Below are 13915 nucleotides of genomic sequence, written 5' to 3'. Positions count from 1 at the left end.
TAAGTATTGCTTATTACATGTGCATTTTAACAACGAGTAGCAGTGTTGTCAACTATTTTTCTTAAAAATAATTTTGCAACCTCACTATTCAGTGGTGCAGGTATCCAGTGTGACTAAATACAAGTATATCGTAACACGTAGTAGGTGGGGTGTCAACTGGATTTTCTAAATATTTTTAAAACCAGCTATCCCCACCTATGTTATTCACAAATTGATAGATCATCGTTTGAATCATTCGGGTGTCGTTTACTCCATTTGAATGGATCAAGTATCTGAGGATAAGAATTCAGGAATGCAGATCTTCTTTCAACAGCCACTTTGGTTAAGTTAAAAGTTCCGATATACACTTTAGGATTCCCCCATACTTATGCACAGAGTAGAAGTAAACCACTTTACCACTGCTGGATTCCTCTGATACATCTACAACTATGGGCTTCCTATCAAACTCATGCAAAATAACCGAAGCAAAAGATACAAATAAAGGGAAAACCGCCTTTGGATGATCCTTCACTAAGTTAAAAACATTTCCAATCCAACTACCAACAGTTCCTTTTACTCGAAAATACTCTAGTAGTTGCTGTTCCCCCCCATCACCCGGAACTATATGTATGTCTTTCGTTGAAATTAGATGTATGAAGTTTCCCTTTCAACAAAGAAGAAAAAGGCCAACAGTAAACCGTGGGTGGCCTTCAACTTTAAAGATATTCACATGTTAGGTGAGCATTCATTCTGAAACCTCGTCAAACCCCTATATTCCAAGGGATTTAGGCGATGATTACATCATGCCGCCCATCTAAGAGGTGGTTTTTTGCTCTTTTATGGGCTGGCAAAACCTTTGTGTAACTTGGATTTTAAGAATGGAGATTGTATACGTTGGAATGAAAAGTTAAAAAGAAGTTAGCAAACCTATTAGGTGACTATACGTAAAAAATCCAATAAAAAAGGCAATCCCTTTACACTTTTAGAGAGCAATTTTAGAACTTAACCTATTAATATCAGAAGGAGCGACTATCATGAAAATGAAAAAACCCTTAAATCCAATTCAAGCTGAGTTATTAAAGAAACACATAAAGAAGTTAGAAGAAAAAGATGGTGTTTTAACTGAAGCCTTCACTATTGATGGTGATGAAGGCATGATTTTATACGGAATTGTGTCTTCAAAAAAAAACTGTAAAAGGTGCGGTTTTTATATGATCAATAAATACAAAAGGAGTTTGTTAAATGAATTTAAAAAAGGTTTTTAGTGGCTGTCTTGTTTTATTGCTTGTAATTGCTGTATCAGCTTGTGGGAGTGATGGTGTTAATGGAGGGAAAATCTGCCTTAAAGACAGCTCCAATCTTCAGTTAACGCACCCGTTACTTTAGTACAAAAACTCCCTTGATTCCGAACACTCCATGGACAAGGCCACCAGCCATAATCAAATGAGGGAAAAGTAAAGCCGATTGAACAAATCCCCTATTTTTTCACTAATAGAACTAATAGATATGTAAGAAGTGGGTTCTGTAAAGTATGTTTACGCTTTAGAGAAGGAATACTAAAAGGCAGCAAATTTGCTGCCTTTAATTCAGGGTAGGTGAACTGTTTTAATATGATGAAGATTTAAATATACAGGTTCCTCCCTTGCCGTAATAAGTTCAACAAAATTATCTTCTAACTTATTAATTTGTCCAATTAAATTGGAATTTTCCCCTATATTTAAAATAATTAAGCTACCGACCAGTTTTTCCAATTGTACGTCAAAGGATCTTGCCATTGAAAGTTTTGATGGATGTACAGGAAGATCCTTGTTACTTAAACCATAAGGAGTTTGATTGTCTGTGTATGGGATAATCCACTTTAAATGAATTAAAGGTATATACATAGTCTTATAAACTGGTGAATAGAATTCAAAGTAATTATTCATCACCCTTGTTATATAACCATGTAAAGGCTGGTTACCAGTTACGTATATTTCCGTGAACATCCCTTTCGCGGATAAAAGAGTTTTTCTTAGTGATAATTCTTCCTCAGCTTCAATTCCAGGTGAGTCTACAGGAAGGGAAATCTCCTCGTTTTCCGTAGTATTTACTTTGCAATTTTGAATATGAATTATTGGAAGATACACAAAATCCTGTCCATTAAAGATAACCACTACATCAACACCAGTATCAACCAGTGTACCGAAAAAAAATTTTTTTCCGGAAATTTCTATTTTAATTGTTTTTCCTCTGAGATTTTGTAAGATTTTATTCATAATCACCCCTACTTCCTACTTTAATAACCAATTGGTCCAAAAATACAGCGAGATTAAACTTACGATTAACCCTATAGGAATTATCAAAAAGGTAACTTTAAGATACTTTCCCCAGGAGATATTGATGGAGTGTTTCTTCAATATATACATCCAAATTAATGTAGCCAGCGTACCAACAGGCGTTAACAAAGCACCTATATCGCTTCCAATCACGTTAGCAAGATAAGCAATTTGTACAAGGTGAGGATCCAATCCCATCTCTGTTATCGACAAAGTCCCTATCATAACTGCAGGAAGATTATTAAATAAATTGGATAGGATAGTTAATAATATGCCCATGATCATGGTAGCGTTGAATGGACTGTCCATAATTAAGGGTTTTAAATTGCTGACTAAATAATCATTCAAGCCAACATTCTTCAAACCATATACCAGCACGTACATATTGAAAGCAAATAAAAGAACATGCCAGGGTGTTTTCTTTACAATATCGCTAAGACCAGTTTTGGTTTTATACCATCTCAGTAATATCAAAAGGAACGCTCCCACCATACCGATCAATTCCAAGGGAACCCCAAAAGGTGTAAGTGCGAAGAAGCTCGCCCGAGTTAAAATGACGATTGCAAAACTCATTTTAAACAACACCCAATCATTATCTTCGGATTGTTGTTTAACATCGAGTGGATGAGTTTGCACATAGCGTGAAAAGGTTTTATCCCATTTTACAGGTACACTGGGAATTTTCCTTGGAAGGTCCTTCTTAAAATATAGATAAAGTAATAACCCGATTGTTAAAATCCCTATCATTGAAGGAACAAACATCATATTGATATAACTATTAAGGCTCAGTCCTACAATTTTTAGTGCAATCAAATTGGAAATATTGCTTACTGCTATTGGGGCACTCGCTGCCGTTGCAATTAGAGCTCCTGAGATTAGAAAGGGGATTTTTTGGTGAGGTTTAATCTTTAGTAACGTTACAATGTGAATAATGATAGGTGTTGTGATAAGGATACTTCCATCGTTATTGAAAAACATTGTCATGAAAAAACATAGGAGATTAGTATAAACGAATAATCTAACCCCTGAACCCTTAGACCGGATGATGATATTTAAAGCAATCCACCTAAAAAAACCAATGCTCTCAAGTACAATAGACATCATTATGGTGGATAATATGGTTAAAGAAGCGCCACTGATAATATCAAATATATTTAAAACATCCATCCAAGGAACAATGCCTGCAACTAATACAGTCAAGGCCCCTATTGTAGTAGGTATAGTTTCATTAATCCCAAATGGTCTCCATAACATGAGAATAATTGTTAAAGTAAAAGTTATTGACATCAAGACAATTTGTGAACTAAGCATTTACCTCCGCCGCCTTGTTTTTGGATGGTGTAATTTTTACGGTATCAGGAGTGGTTTGATTTTGAGGTTTTACAAAAAAAGAATAGAAGACTCCCCCAATTACAGAAAAAAACAAAATCATCATTCCATGTCCTCCTTTCAATTAGCCTTGAATTGTATATTAAGACTTAACCGTTTTGCCTTCAATTTCCCATGCATTCTTTCAGCAAATTTCATCAATGAATAATATTCGTTTTTTTGATTTCCGTTTTCTGTATACATTTTTTCAGTGGACTTCATTAATTCGTAACATTTCTTATCTATCAGTTTCCTTTTTTTTTATTTTTTTTTTCTTAGCGGATTGTTCGTTCATTTCTTGAGGGCCTGAGTTCCTAAATTCTTTAGTCAGGTTTTCTTGGATTGCCTCTTGTATATCTTTTTTATTAGTTTCTATAGGTTTTTCCTTCTTACTTTCTTTTTTCTTTTTTTTCGGGGATTTTTGTTTCTTATATTTATCCGTACTTTTCTTTACATTGAATTGATCTTTGTTCACTTCATTTACTGTAGATTGAACAGTCGGTTCTTCTTTCACGTTAGATAAAACTTCCGGATGGGCACTTATTTCAGTATTAGTTTCTATAGGTTTTTCCTTCTTACTTTCTTTTTTCTTTTTTTTAGGGGATTTTTGTTTCTTATATTTATCCGTACTTTCTTTTACATTGGATTGATCTTCGTCCACTTCATTTACTGTAGATTGAACAGTCGGTTCTTCTTTCATGTCAGATAAAACTTCCGGATGGGCACTTATTTCGGTATTAGTTTCTGAAGGTTTTTCCTTCTTACTTTCTTTTTTCTTTTTTTCAGGGGATTTTTGTTTCTTATATTTATCCGTACTTTCTTTTACATTGGATTGATCTTCGTCCACTTCATTTACTGTAGATTGAACGGTCGGTTCTTCTTTCACGTCAGATAAAACTTCCGGATGGGCACTTATTTCAGTATTAGTTTCTGAAGGTTTTTCCTTCTTACTTTCTTTTTTCTTTTTTTCAGGGGATTTTTGTTTCTTATATTTATCCGTACTTTCTTTTACATTGGATTGATCTTTGTCCACTTCATTTACTGTAGATTGAACGGTCGGTTCTTCTTTCACGTCAGATAATACTTCCGGATGGGCACTTATTTCAGTATTAGTTTCTGAAGGTTTTTCCTTCTTACTTTCTTTTTTCTTTTTTTCAGGGGATTTTTGATTCTTATATTTATCCGTACTTTCTTTTACATTGGATTGATCTTTGTCCACTTCATTTACTGTAGATTGAACAGTCGGTTCTTCTTTCACGTCAGATAATACTTCCGGATGGGCAGAAGCTGGTTCTTCTTTTCCAATAGTTAAAATGTCCTGTTCTTGTTTCTGTTCAACCGGCTCTTCCTTCCCTTTGGAATTAACTTCAGCGTCTTCCTTCAACACGGAATCACTTTCCTTAAATTGATCTGCCTCTGACTGTTTATTTTCAGTTTTTTCGTCCTTATTTTTCTGTTGTTTGTTCTCTGATGATTCCTTATTATCTATCCCTTTGAAAATATAGAGTATATTTGAAAATTGTACATAAAGTTGTTTATCGTTATTTAATAAAACGATATAATTATTAGTTACGGTACTTAAAAATCCGTCAAAGGATAGATTATTATCTCTGTTTACTGTCACCCAATGATCTTTGAGTTCATTTACTAATTCTGTAAAACTTTGTTTCTGTATTGGTTCGTGGTCAAGTATTTGACCCTGAAATTCTTTGGTGTTTTTTGATAAGGCATAAACCTGATTTAAGTTAAAATAACATTGTTTATTTGGATTCATTTGAATGACAATAAAGTCGCTTTTCACATCAAGTACCACCCCATTATGAACAGTTTTATCATCGGAAATAATACTGATATTAAAACCTATCAATGAATTAAGTGCCTCGTGAAAATTTTGTTTTTTCATCTGATGAGTCCCCCTTCTTAATTGGATGGTCGCTTCTGCCCTGAAGCGACACATCATTTGTGGGATATACTATTTTTCTTTTTTTTCTGCTTTATTATCTTCATTTTTTTTCGCATTTCCATCTTCTTTATTATCTTTATTATTTTCTGATTTTCCATCGTCTTTATTATTTTCTGATTTTTCATCTTCTTTTGGTTTCTCAACTCTTGCCCCGTAACTGATGCTGCGGATATGGAACATTGCCAGGCGAATAACTTCTTCGTTTAGTAATAACGATACGAATTCATCATTAATATCATGAAGTACGCCTTCAAGCTTCTCGGGACCGCCTCGGTTAATATTTACCCATTGATTTCTGAGGTCATCTAGTAAGCCTTTAAAAGTTGCAGCTGTTTTAAAAGTAAAATCTTCGGGGATTTCCAGTTGAAATTGGAACCCCTTCTTTACATTCTGGGTAATACTTTTGATATGGTCGGTTTTATAGTAGATAACACCTTCTTGCTCAGTTAAAATCGATATGTGATCATCGTATATGCCTAATAATAATCCTGTCCGAGATTCCGGCCCTCCTCTATCTACCTTTAGAACTTTCCCAACCAAATTAGTTAACCATTCGTTATTCATAATGTTGCCCCTTCCTATATAATCATTTACCCTGTATGTATATGTGTCACTGAATGACATTGTGTCGTGTTAAGTGTCCATCTTCTATCAATAAGACTGAAATTCACAAAAATGTGTATATGCACTAACCTTTAGAATCTCCTGAAGTTAAATGACTGAAATTACTGAATGAACTCTTTGACCAGAATAATGGGTAGTTTAAAAAAAGTATATTATTCGAAGCACAGAACGCCTATTAAAATAGCTGAAGGATATTGAATAGCAGGGGTAAAGAGATGGCGCTAAATCCATGTGAGAAATTCGCTCAGCATCTAACAGATGAATTGGAGTAATGGATAGTCCAACTTTAATGAACTTAAATGAAGAGTGGATCGCTGTTTAGCGGATTATTAAAACGATTGTACCCAGAAAGTTACAAAAAAAAGACCCCGGAGCATTACCGGAGTCATTTTAAGCAGCAAAACTAAAAAGTGTTTTTTATGGTCTCTAAAAAACATGATGTTTGGTCACCATTTTTCTATTTCGTTTTTATACAACTTGTGTAATTTTAAATTTTTGAGGCTATTCATAACTGCTTTTTCCCGTGCCTCCTTAATTGACGGAGGAATAGTAAACAAATTCGACATGTCTGAAGTTAGAGCTTGATGTTGGACAGAAATACTCGGAATAATTCTTGGAAGCTTGAAATGTGATGCTAAATGAAATCCCCATAAGCCGAAAGAGGGGACTATAACATTGTATTCAAGTGTATTAAGACCGGCCATATTAATTGTTTTACCAATACTCCAAAATACTGTTGGTGTATCTTCTGGTGAATTAGACTGACAAACTAACGCACCTTGTTTCGATAATATTTTTGCTGTTTGACTGAACAATTCAATTGTATATAATGAGCTAATGACTGGGTCAACGGGATCTGGAAAATCAATAATTATTACGTTGTAGGGCTGCATTTCCCTTAAAATAAATTTCTTTGCATCTTCAAAATGAATATTTACCCTTTCGTCCAGTAAAGAACAATTATTTTGAGTTATTAATTTTGGATTTGTCTTTGCAAGCCCAATAACCTGAGGATCAATATCAACAAGATCGACATGTTTTACGTTGGGATATTTAAGAACTTCACGTAAAGCAAGTCCATCTCCACCTCCTAATATGAGAACCCGTTCATGGTCAGAAGCCATCTCCATCGCAGGGAATACTAACGCTTCATGATAATGCCTTTCATCCAATGAAGAAAACTGTAACTCTTGATCTAAATATAAACGCAGGTCATTGGCCTCAACTAATGTAATATCTTGAAATTGACTGGATCCATGATAGAGAATATTATGTTGTCCTTCCACAAGTTCTTTTAACTGTATACTATCATATGCATTTCCGCGGTCATCCCGTAATTCTACAGTCCTTTCACTATCTTTCTTTTTACTGCCATCATATGTGAAAATAAGATCTTTTATGGCAGGTTTGTTTTTTGATTCATGTCCGCGTGAAAGTTCATAAACAAAAGCGGAACCCGCTTTCATTTCATTAAGAAGCTCTTCTAATACTGGCCATAATTCCTGACTTCCGCACGTATATAAATCTAAAGCTGCATATCGGTGTTCCGGCCATGTATGAATCGAAAAATGCGAAGTTGAGAGAATGATGGCACCCGTTACCCCGTGAGGCAAAAAAGAATGGAAATGAGTATTTAAAATCTCCATTCCTAAATCAGACACCGCTTTGGTTAATAATTTTTCCAACAACTTCGCATCATTTAGAATTTCCACCTGGCATTCCTTAGCATCTATAATGAAATGCTGTCCATTTGAATCCAACTATTCCACATCCTTTTAAGTAAATAGCAATTATGGAAGTTATACAGTTTACGATAGAGAGGAACTGTTACCTTACCATGCTTGTATAACTATTTTATGTTCAATAAGATAAATGGTTTGTACCTTTTCCATAAAATAATTTCTGTTTACTTTGGAGTGTTGTGGAACCCGTCCATATCATTTCGTATTGGTTTTACATAAGTTATATAAAAAAGGATTTGGACGAGATATGAATATGAAGGCCAAAAATACAGTGATCTCCATTCTGGGAAGCGCTGGCGGTGTGGCAAAGTCATTACTCGCTATATTAAATAAATCGATACTCGATAAAAAAGACCCGATTCACGATACCATTTTTAATGAACAAATACACTTAATCGATGTGAAACAAAAAGAACTAGAGTATTATCATAATCTTTTCCCTAATTTAGTCAATAAGCTTTTGCTACACGAATTTGATTTAATGGATACGATGACATTTAAAAAACATCTGGAGAGCACAAAAACAGATATTGTGGTTGATCTTTCCTATACTGACACGGTGGAAATGCTAAAATGCTGTAATGAATTCGGTGTGAAATATGTCAATTCTGCCTTGGAGAACACTATGATTGACGAAAATGAAGATTTGTATGCGGGATTCCCTTTGATTGAGAGAATCAGATACTTTGAAAAATCCAAAAAAAGTTTCACCAATACGTCCGCTATCGTATGCTCCGGAATGAATCCAGGAGTCGTTCAATGGATGGCGATAGAGCTTCTCAACAAATATGCTCAAGATTCACCAATTGCCTGCTATATTGTTGAACAAGACACTTCTTTTTTTAAGGATAAGAAATTGGCAAAAGAGAACGTCATCTACACAACCTGGTCACCAGAATGTTTCCTTGATGAAGCGATTATGAGCTACCCGATGCTTATCCAACACCACACACCACTCTTCTTATACGAACAAGTTTATAACCTTGAATTCAAAGTGAATTTAGGCGGGAACCAGTTTTATGGTTGTTTGATGCCTCACGAAGAAGTATATACGTTATGTCAGTTGTATGATATGGAAGGTGGCTTTTTATATAAAGTAAATGAACATACCACCGAGTTAATCCGTTCCCATCTGGATGACGTTGATGAATTATGGAACCATGAAATGAAGGTTCTTGATCCGCTTGAGGCGCCATTGAAAGGGGAAGATTTGGTGGGGGTGCTTCTTGTGTTTAAAGACAAGGAGCGATATATGTACAATATATTAAGCAATGATGTGGTGTTTTCAGAATATAAAACCAATGCGACCTATTTTCAGGTGGCGTGCGGTATCTATGCTTCATTAACCGTACTTTTGCTAGACCAAATACCTAACGGTGTGTATTATGTGGACGAGTTATTGTTAACAACAAACAATCACTATGCTCAATATTTGACTTATTACATGACGGATTTTGTGACAGGGGAAAATGAAAATACAGATGGTTGTTTGCTAAATAGGATGAGAAAGTTTCGCGACTGAAATTACTCTTTTAGATATCGATCAAAAATCTTAGCAAAAATAAATGTATTGGAGTCTAATCAAATTTCGGATTTTTTTCATAAGTTAAACAAGAAAAAAAATTTAATAAGATGGTGAAAAAATGAAGAAAAAATCTAATAAAAAAGAACAGCCAGTGCGTGCAACTCAAGATGTAATAGAAGGCAAAGGCACCAAAGGGAAAAAAGGATCGAAAGATGATACGCCCTCCACCAAGTCAGTGCAAACCCAGGAGCTCTCGGAACCTAAAGGCCATAAAGGTCCTCATGAAGGAGGAGAATCAGCGGGAACCGGTGAGGTGAAACAGGGTAAAGGTGCCAAGGGAAAAAAAGGATCGAAAGATGGCACAGCCTCCACCGAGTCAGTGCAGACCCAGGAGCTCTCGGAACCTAAAGGCCATAAAGGTTCTCATGAAGGGGAAGAACCAGCGGGAACCGGTGAGGTGAAACAGGGCAAAGGTGCCAAAGGGAAAAAAGGACCGAAAGATAGTACAGCCTCCACCGAGTCAGTGCAAACCCAGGAGCTCTCGGAACCTAAAGGCCATAAAGATCCTCATGAAGGAGGAGAATCAACGGGAACCGGTGAGGTGAAACAGGACAAAGGTGCCAAGGGGAAAAAAGGATCGAAAGATGGCACAGCCTCCACCGAGTCAGTGCAGACCCAGGAGCTCTCGGAACCTAAAGGCCATAAAGGTTCTCATGAAGGGGAAGAACCAGCGGGAACCGGTGAGGTGAAACAGGGCAAAGGTGTCAAAGGGAAAAAAGGATTGAAAGATGGCACAGCCTCCACCGAGTCAGTGCAAACCCAGGAGCTCTCGGAACCTAAAGGCCATAAAGGTTCTCATGAAGGGGAAGAATCAGCGGGAACCGGTGAGGTGAAACAGGGCAAAGGTGCCAAAGGGAAAAAAGGGCCGAAAAAAAGATAGCATCAAAAAGAGGACTATGGGATATAAATATTTTTGTTTAAATGGGGTTTTAACCTTTTGAGCCTGGCAATGTCTTTCTTTTGGAAGGTATCGCCCAAACGCATCACTCCCACAGCACTTTTGAAATTAGGAGCTGTCATTCAAGACAGCTTTTTCGTTATTCAATTAACGCCCGTGGGTCTTCTTTGGTATTATCATTTTCCGGAGTTAAGAAGTTTATTTAAATGGTAGTTTACTATTTTGGTTTGGTTGGGATAGTAAATTGAATTAGTGATTTCAACTAATACTTCAGGAGTAAAAACATATGCTCCTTTCTCATTGTGTTTCACTATTATTGCAGTTGTAAGAAACCACTTAAGGAAACCGTGAATATTGAGAAAGCTTCTTAAACTCCCTCAGTTTAATACGATTTTCTCACAAATACTCGCTTAATCGCAGGATTTCATCACCCCTGAATTTAAGTTCACGGTTAAATGGAGTGATTTCAGGATATGAAGATTTCGTGAAGACATAGTGAAATAAAGGAGTTGCACTAGACTCCACATTTTACCATATAATGTACACTCCACGTCGCCCCTGGAGGCTTTCCCTCCCATGTCTCAACGGGTCAATTGCCCTACCATTCCTTCGTCATGCCTATCCAAGGGGTGGAGGCCAGTTATGCTAACCTGATGGGTCAGTGCCCTTTTGTTCAAGAAATCTGGTACTCCGTACATATTTGAAACCCTACGAATAAGCCAACATTCGTAAAAAGAAAAAGTCTATGAAAATTAGTTTTTGAAGGTTCCCTTTGAGAACCCAATTTAAAAACTCCCCTTTAAAACAACGCAACCAGTTCAGTTATAGGTTGAACTTTATCTGCACAATAAGACTCGTTTCTGCGTGCTATTCCAATAAATATCCTGGTTAGCTTACCTACCAATTTCATAATCGATTTCATTTTCTTCATTTTTTTCACCTTAACATTATGGGAGTGAATGGCCTGAAATTCCGTGTTATTCATCACAAGGCTCATGGTGGCTAAGTAAAGGAAACGCCTTAGCCTGAATCTCCCTCGCTTAGAGATGACAATTTGGCCTTTCCACTTTCCAGAGCTTGCTTCAGCCAGATGCAACCCAGCGTGCCGAAGTAAAGAATTACCGTGTGAAAAACCACTTAGACTCCTGCTTCACCTAATATTCCGGCTAAAGAAATTTCACTAATTCCCTTAATGGCAAGCAGCTTGGCAAAAGGTATTTGTTTTAATACATCCTTAACCTCTTGGTCCACTCTTTCGAGTTGTAAGACTGCGAGATCATACTCCTCTAATAATTGTTCCAAATGAAATTTATACGCTTCAATTGCTTGTTTTGCACCGACAGATTTCCTAGCTAATTGATCAGCTCCTGGTAATTAAGTAAAGCACCCGTTATTTGAAGAAATAGATAAAAAGAGCTGAAATTGAAGTGAACCCAAAAAGTAGACACTTTATTTAATTAGGCAGCCTTGAGGGCATGAACCCGGTAATCTACCGGGCTCATGCCTTTTAATTTCACCTTGATTCGTTGATGATTGTAGTAATGGATATATTTAAGTACCTCTAGTTTAAAGGGGAGAGTGTAATTTGTATAGGATGAAGCAAGTCCTTCTATCCCATGTTCAAGATAGCAAGCGACCCATCTTTTCAGAGGGGATAAACCTACATTTTTTTCTTGTGCAATAGATTAATAGGATTTTTTCCCTTCCAAGTACTCTAAAACTGCATGTGATTTTTCGTCCATCGTATATTTAGTCAAAAAAACTGCACCTCCAATTGTTAGATGGTGTCTAACAATTGGGGTGCAGTTCATTGTTCAGGTCCTTTTTGTTGCTTCCCTTGATAGGGGGAGGGATCATCGGGCTCTTTTTTTCTTTGTCTTTGTCACTGCTCCTGGATATCCTTTTTTCTCTGAAATGATCTTTTATTTTCTTCAGCAGCTCCAAGCCCTCTTTCTTTCTCATGTTTACCACTTGTTTAGCCATGATTACAGCTCCTTTATATATGGTTTGATGATTACAGCATGGCCACAATTATGAATATTTATATAACTTCACCCTGCCGGAATACTTACGATTTCAGGTACATAAGTAAAGTGTACGTATTTCACTTTTGGAAGGGGAAAGGGCTTATGAAAGAGGGAAGCCCAACAACAAAAAGAAAAGTCAGATCCGATTAGAAAAGAGATATCAAACCGTCGATCTCAGAATTTTTGAATGAATAGGAAGAACGCCCCCATTCCCCCTTATCCAGGCCTCAACGAAGTCAGTGGCACATGTCGAGAACCGTACCTTTCGAAAACCTTTGACTATTGGTTACATGGTTAACGTCGCAAAAGATCCAGTGACCGGCAAACGGAGACAAATTACTAAATCCGGCTTTAAAACAAAAAAAGAGGCTCAACTTGCTGCTAACAAGGTCAAGGTAGAAGATGCTATAGCTAACGGTGGAGTGTTTCAGGAAAGCAACATAACCTTTGAAGAATCTGCTACTGAATGGTTAAGCTATTATGGACACCAAGTAAAAATCAGTAGCGTTCGAGCGCGCAAGATAGCGCTGAAACACCTTATCTCTTCGTGGCAAAATACACCTTTGAAGAAGATTACAAAGCACATGTATCAATCACGAATAAACGAACTTAATAAGGAATTTAGCCATAACTATATTGACAGTATCCATACGACGGGAAACATGATCTTCAAGCATGCTATCAGGCAAGACTTGATAAAGACAAATCCAACCTATGGTTTTGTCATGCCAAAAAAGCATGTGACTGTTGAGGATATCGAGGAAGACGAGGTTAAGGAAAAGTTTCTTGAGTTAAATGAACTGAAAACTTTTCTACGTATCACAAAAGAACATGGATTATATCTAGACTATCTATGTTTTTTCTACTTTGGCATATACCGGTATGCGCTTAGGCGAAATGCTAGCATTAAAATGGACAGACCTGGACCTTACTAAGAAAACTATAAGAATCACCAAAACATACTATAATCCAAATAACAAACGTACAGGTTATCAACTCCTAACCCCAAAAACAAAAAAGTCAATCCGCACAATCATGGTTGACGATGGACTTGTCGCCTTATTCAAAGCACACAAGCGTGAGCAGATGGAATTGAAAATGAAACAACGGTTAGTATATGAGGATCAAGATTTCATTTTTGCTGAAAACATCGGGCATCCAAGAGTTATGAAGCAAATGGTATTGCGTTTACAGCGTTTAATGAAGCATTTGGATGTAGACAAGCATATTACCCCCCACAGCTTAAGACATACTCATACATCCCTTCTCATTTAAGCTGAGGCAGGCGTAAAATAGATTCAAGAAAGATTAGGGCATTCAGATATAAACACGACGATGAACATTTACGCTCATATGACAAAAAATATTGAAGAAAAGACCTCCCATAAGTTCAGTGAACTTACGAAAGGTCTCC

General features: G+C 36.6%; 13 protein-coding genes and 2 pseudogenes. 5 read left to right on the top strand and 10 right to left on the bottom strand.

Annotation, left to right across the window (positions count from 1 at the left end; all coding sequences use genetic code 11):
• Positions 1-322 precede the first annotated feature (322 nt).
• Positions 323-604: a DUF927 domain-containing protein gene (locus tag QUF78_RS27740; protein WP_353957934.1), complete on the bottom strand. Its 282-nt coding sequence runs from the start codon at positions 602-604 to the stop codon at positions 323-325.
• A gap of 409 nt (positions 605-1013) precedes the next feature.
• Between QUF78_RS27740 and QUF78_RS02510 the strand changes: the two genes are divergently transcribed.
• Positions 1014-1244, top strand: a complete 231-nt coding sequence (locus QUF78_RS02510; RefSeq protein ID WP_289323441.1) for a hypothetical protein — start codon at positions 1014-1016, stop codon at positions 1242-1244.
• Between the two features lie 321 nt (positions 1245-1565).
• On the opposite strand, the gene QUF78_RS02505 is transcribed toward QUF78_RS02510, so the two are convergent.
• From QUF78_RS02505 to speD, 6 genes are all read right to left on the bottom strand, one after another.
• On the bottom strand, positions 1566-2234 hold the full coding sequence (locus QUF78_RS02505; RefSeq protein ID WP_289323440.1) for a DUF2642 domain-containing protein: 669 nt from the start codon (positions 2232-2234) through the stop codon (positions 1566-1568).
• Between the two features lie 15 nt (positions 2235-2249).
• Positions 2250-3605, bottom strand: a complete 1356-nt coding sequence (locus QUF78_RS02500; protein WP_289323439.1) for an arsenic transporter — start codon at positions 3603-3605, stop codon at positions 2250-2252.
• The gene (locus tag QUF78_RS02495; RefSeq protein WP_258249134.1) at positions 3598-3729 is read right to left on the bottom strand and encodes a hypothetical protein; all 132 of its coding nucleotides are present in this window, start codon (positions 3727-3729) and stop codon (positions 3598-3600) included. Before QUF78_RS02495 ends, QUF78_RS02500 begins: the two co-directional genes overlap by 8 nt.
• A 171-nt stretch (positions 3730-3900) precedes the next feature.
• Positions 3901-5565 carry a DUF2642 domain-containing protein gene (locus tag QUF78_RS02490; protein WP_289323438.1) on the bottom strand — a complete coding sequence of 555 codons (1665 nt, stop codon included), beginning with the start codon at positions 5563-5565 and terminating at the stop codon, positions 3901-3903.
• Between the two features lie 69 nt (positions 5566-5634).
• A complete protein-coding gene (locus QUF78_RS02485; RefSeq protein WP_289323437.1) occupies positions 5635-6189 on the bottom strand; it encodes a hypothetical protein in 555 nt (184 codons plus the stop codon).
• Between the two features lie 506 nt (positions 6190-6695).
• Positions 6696-8009 carry an adenosylmethionine decarboxylase gene (gene speD, locus QUF78_RS02480; RefSeq protein ID WP_289323436.1) on the bottom strand — a complete coding sequence of 438 codons (1314 nt, stop codon included), beginning with the start codon at positions 8007-8009 and terminating at the stop codon, positions 6696-6698.
• 229 nt (positions 8010-8238) lie between these two features.
• Here speD and QUF78_RS02475 point away from each other — a divergent pair, with 229 nt between their 5' ends.
• A complete protein-coding gene (locus tag QUF78_RS02475) occupies positions 8239-9513 on the top strand; it encodes a Rossmann-fold NAD(P)-binding domain-containing protein (RefSeq protein ID WP_483313822.1) in 1275 nt (424 codons plus the stop codon).
• A 121-nt stretch (positions 9514-9634) separates the two neighbouring features.
• Positions 9635-10456, top strand: coding sequence for a hypothetical protein (locus QUF78_RS02470; protein ID WP_289323434.1), 822 nt, complete (start codon positions 9635-9637; stop codon positions 10454-10456).
• Positions 10457-11273: 817 nt separating this feature from the next.
• Here the strand turns inward: QUF78_RS02470 and QUF78_RS02465 are convergent.
• The 3 genes and pseudogenes from QUF78_RS02465 to QUF78_RS02455 form a co-directional block, all read right to left on the bottom strand.
• A pseudogene (locus QUF78_RS02465) lies at positions 11274-11830 on the bottom strand (transposase); the annotation flags it as partial.
• A gap of 101 nt (positions 11831-11931) precedes the next feature.
• Positions 11932-12033 (bottom strand): annotated as a pseudogene (locus QUF78_RS02460) (IS3 family transposase); the annotation flags it as partial.
• A gap of 229 nt (positions 12034-12262) precedes the next feature.
• A complete protein-coding gene (locus tag QUF78_RS02455; RefSeq protein ID WP_289323433.1) occupies positions 12263-12457 on the bottom strand; it encodes a hypothetical protein in 195 nt (64 codons plus the stop codon).
• A 319-nt stretch (positions 12458-12776) separates the two neighbouring features.
• On the opposite strand from QUF78_RS02455, the gene QUF78_RS02450 reads away from it, so the two are divergent.
• Positions 12777-13436 (top strand): Arm DNA-binding domain-containing protein, encoded by a 660-nt coding sequence (locus tag QUF78_RS02450; RefSeq protein WP_289323432.1) that lies wholly within the window; start codon positions 12777-12779, stop codon positions 13434-13436.
• Positions 13399-13776 (top strand): tyrosine-type recombinase/integrase, encoded by a 378-nt coding sequence (locus tag QUF78_RS02445; RefSeq protein WP_289323431.1) that lies wholly within the window; start codon positions 13399-13401, stop codon positions 13774-13776. The genes QUF78_RS02450 and QUF78_RS02445 overlap by 38 nt, the downstream gene beginning before the upstream one ends.
• Positions 13777-13915 lie beyond the last annotated feature (139 nt).

This window comes from Peribacillus sp. ACCC06369, assembly GCF_030348945.1.
Classification (GTDB): domain Bacteria; phylum Bacillota; class Bacilli; order Bacillales; family DSM-1321; genus Peribacillus.
This window is presented reverse-complemented; position numbering and strand designations above follow the sequence as displayed.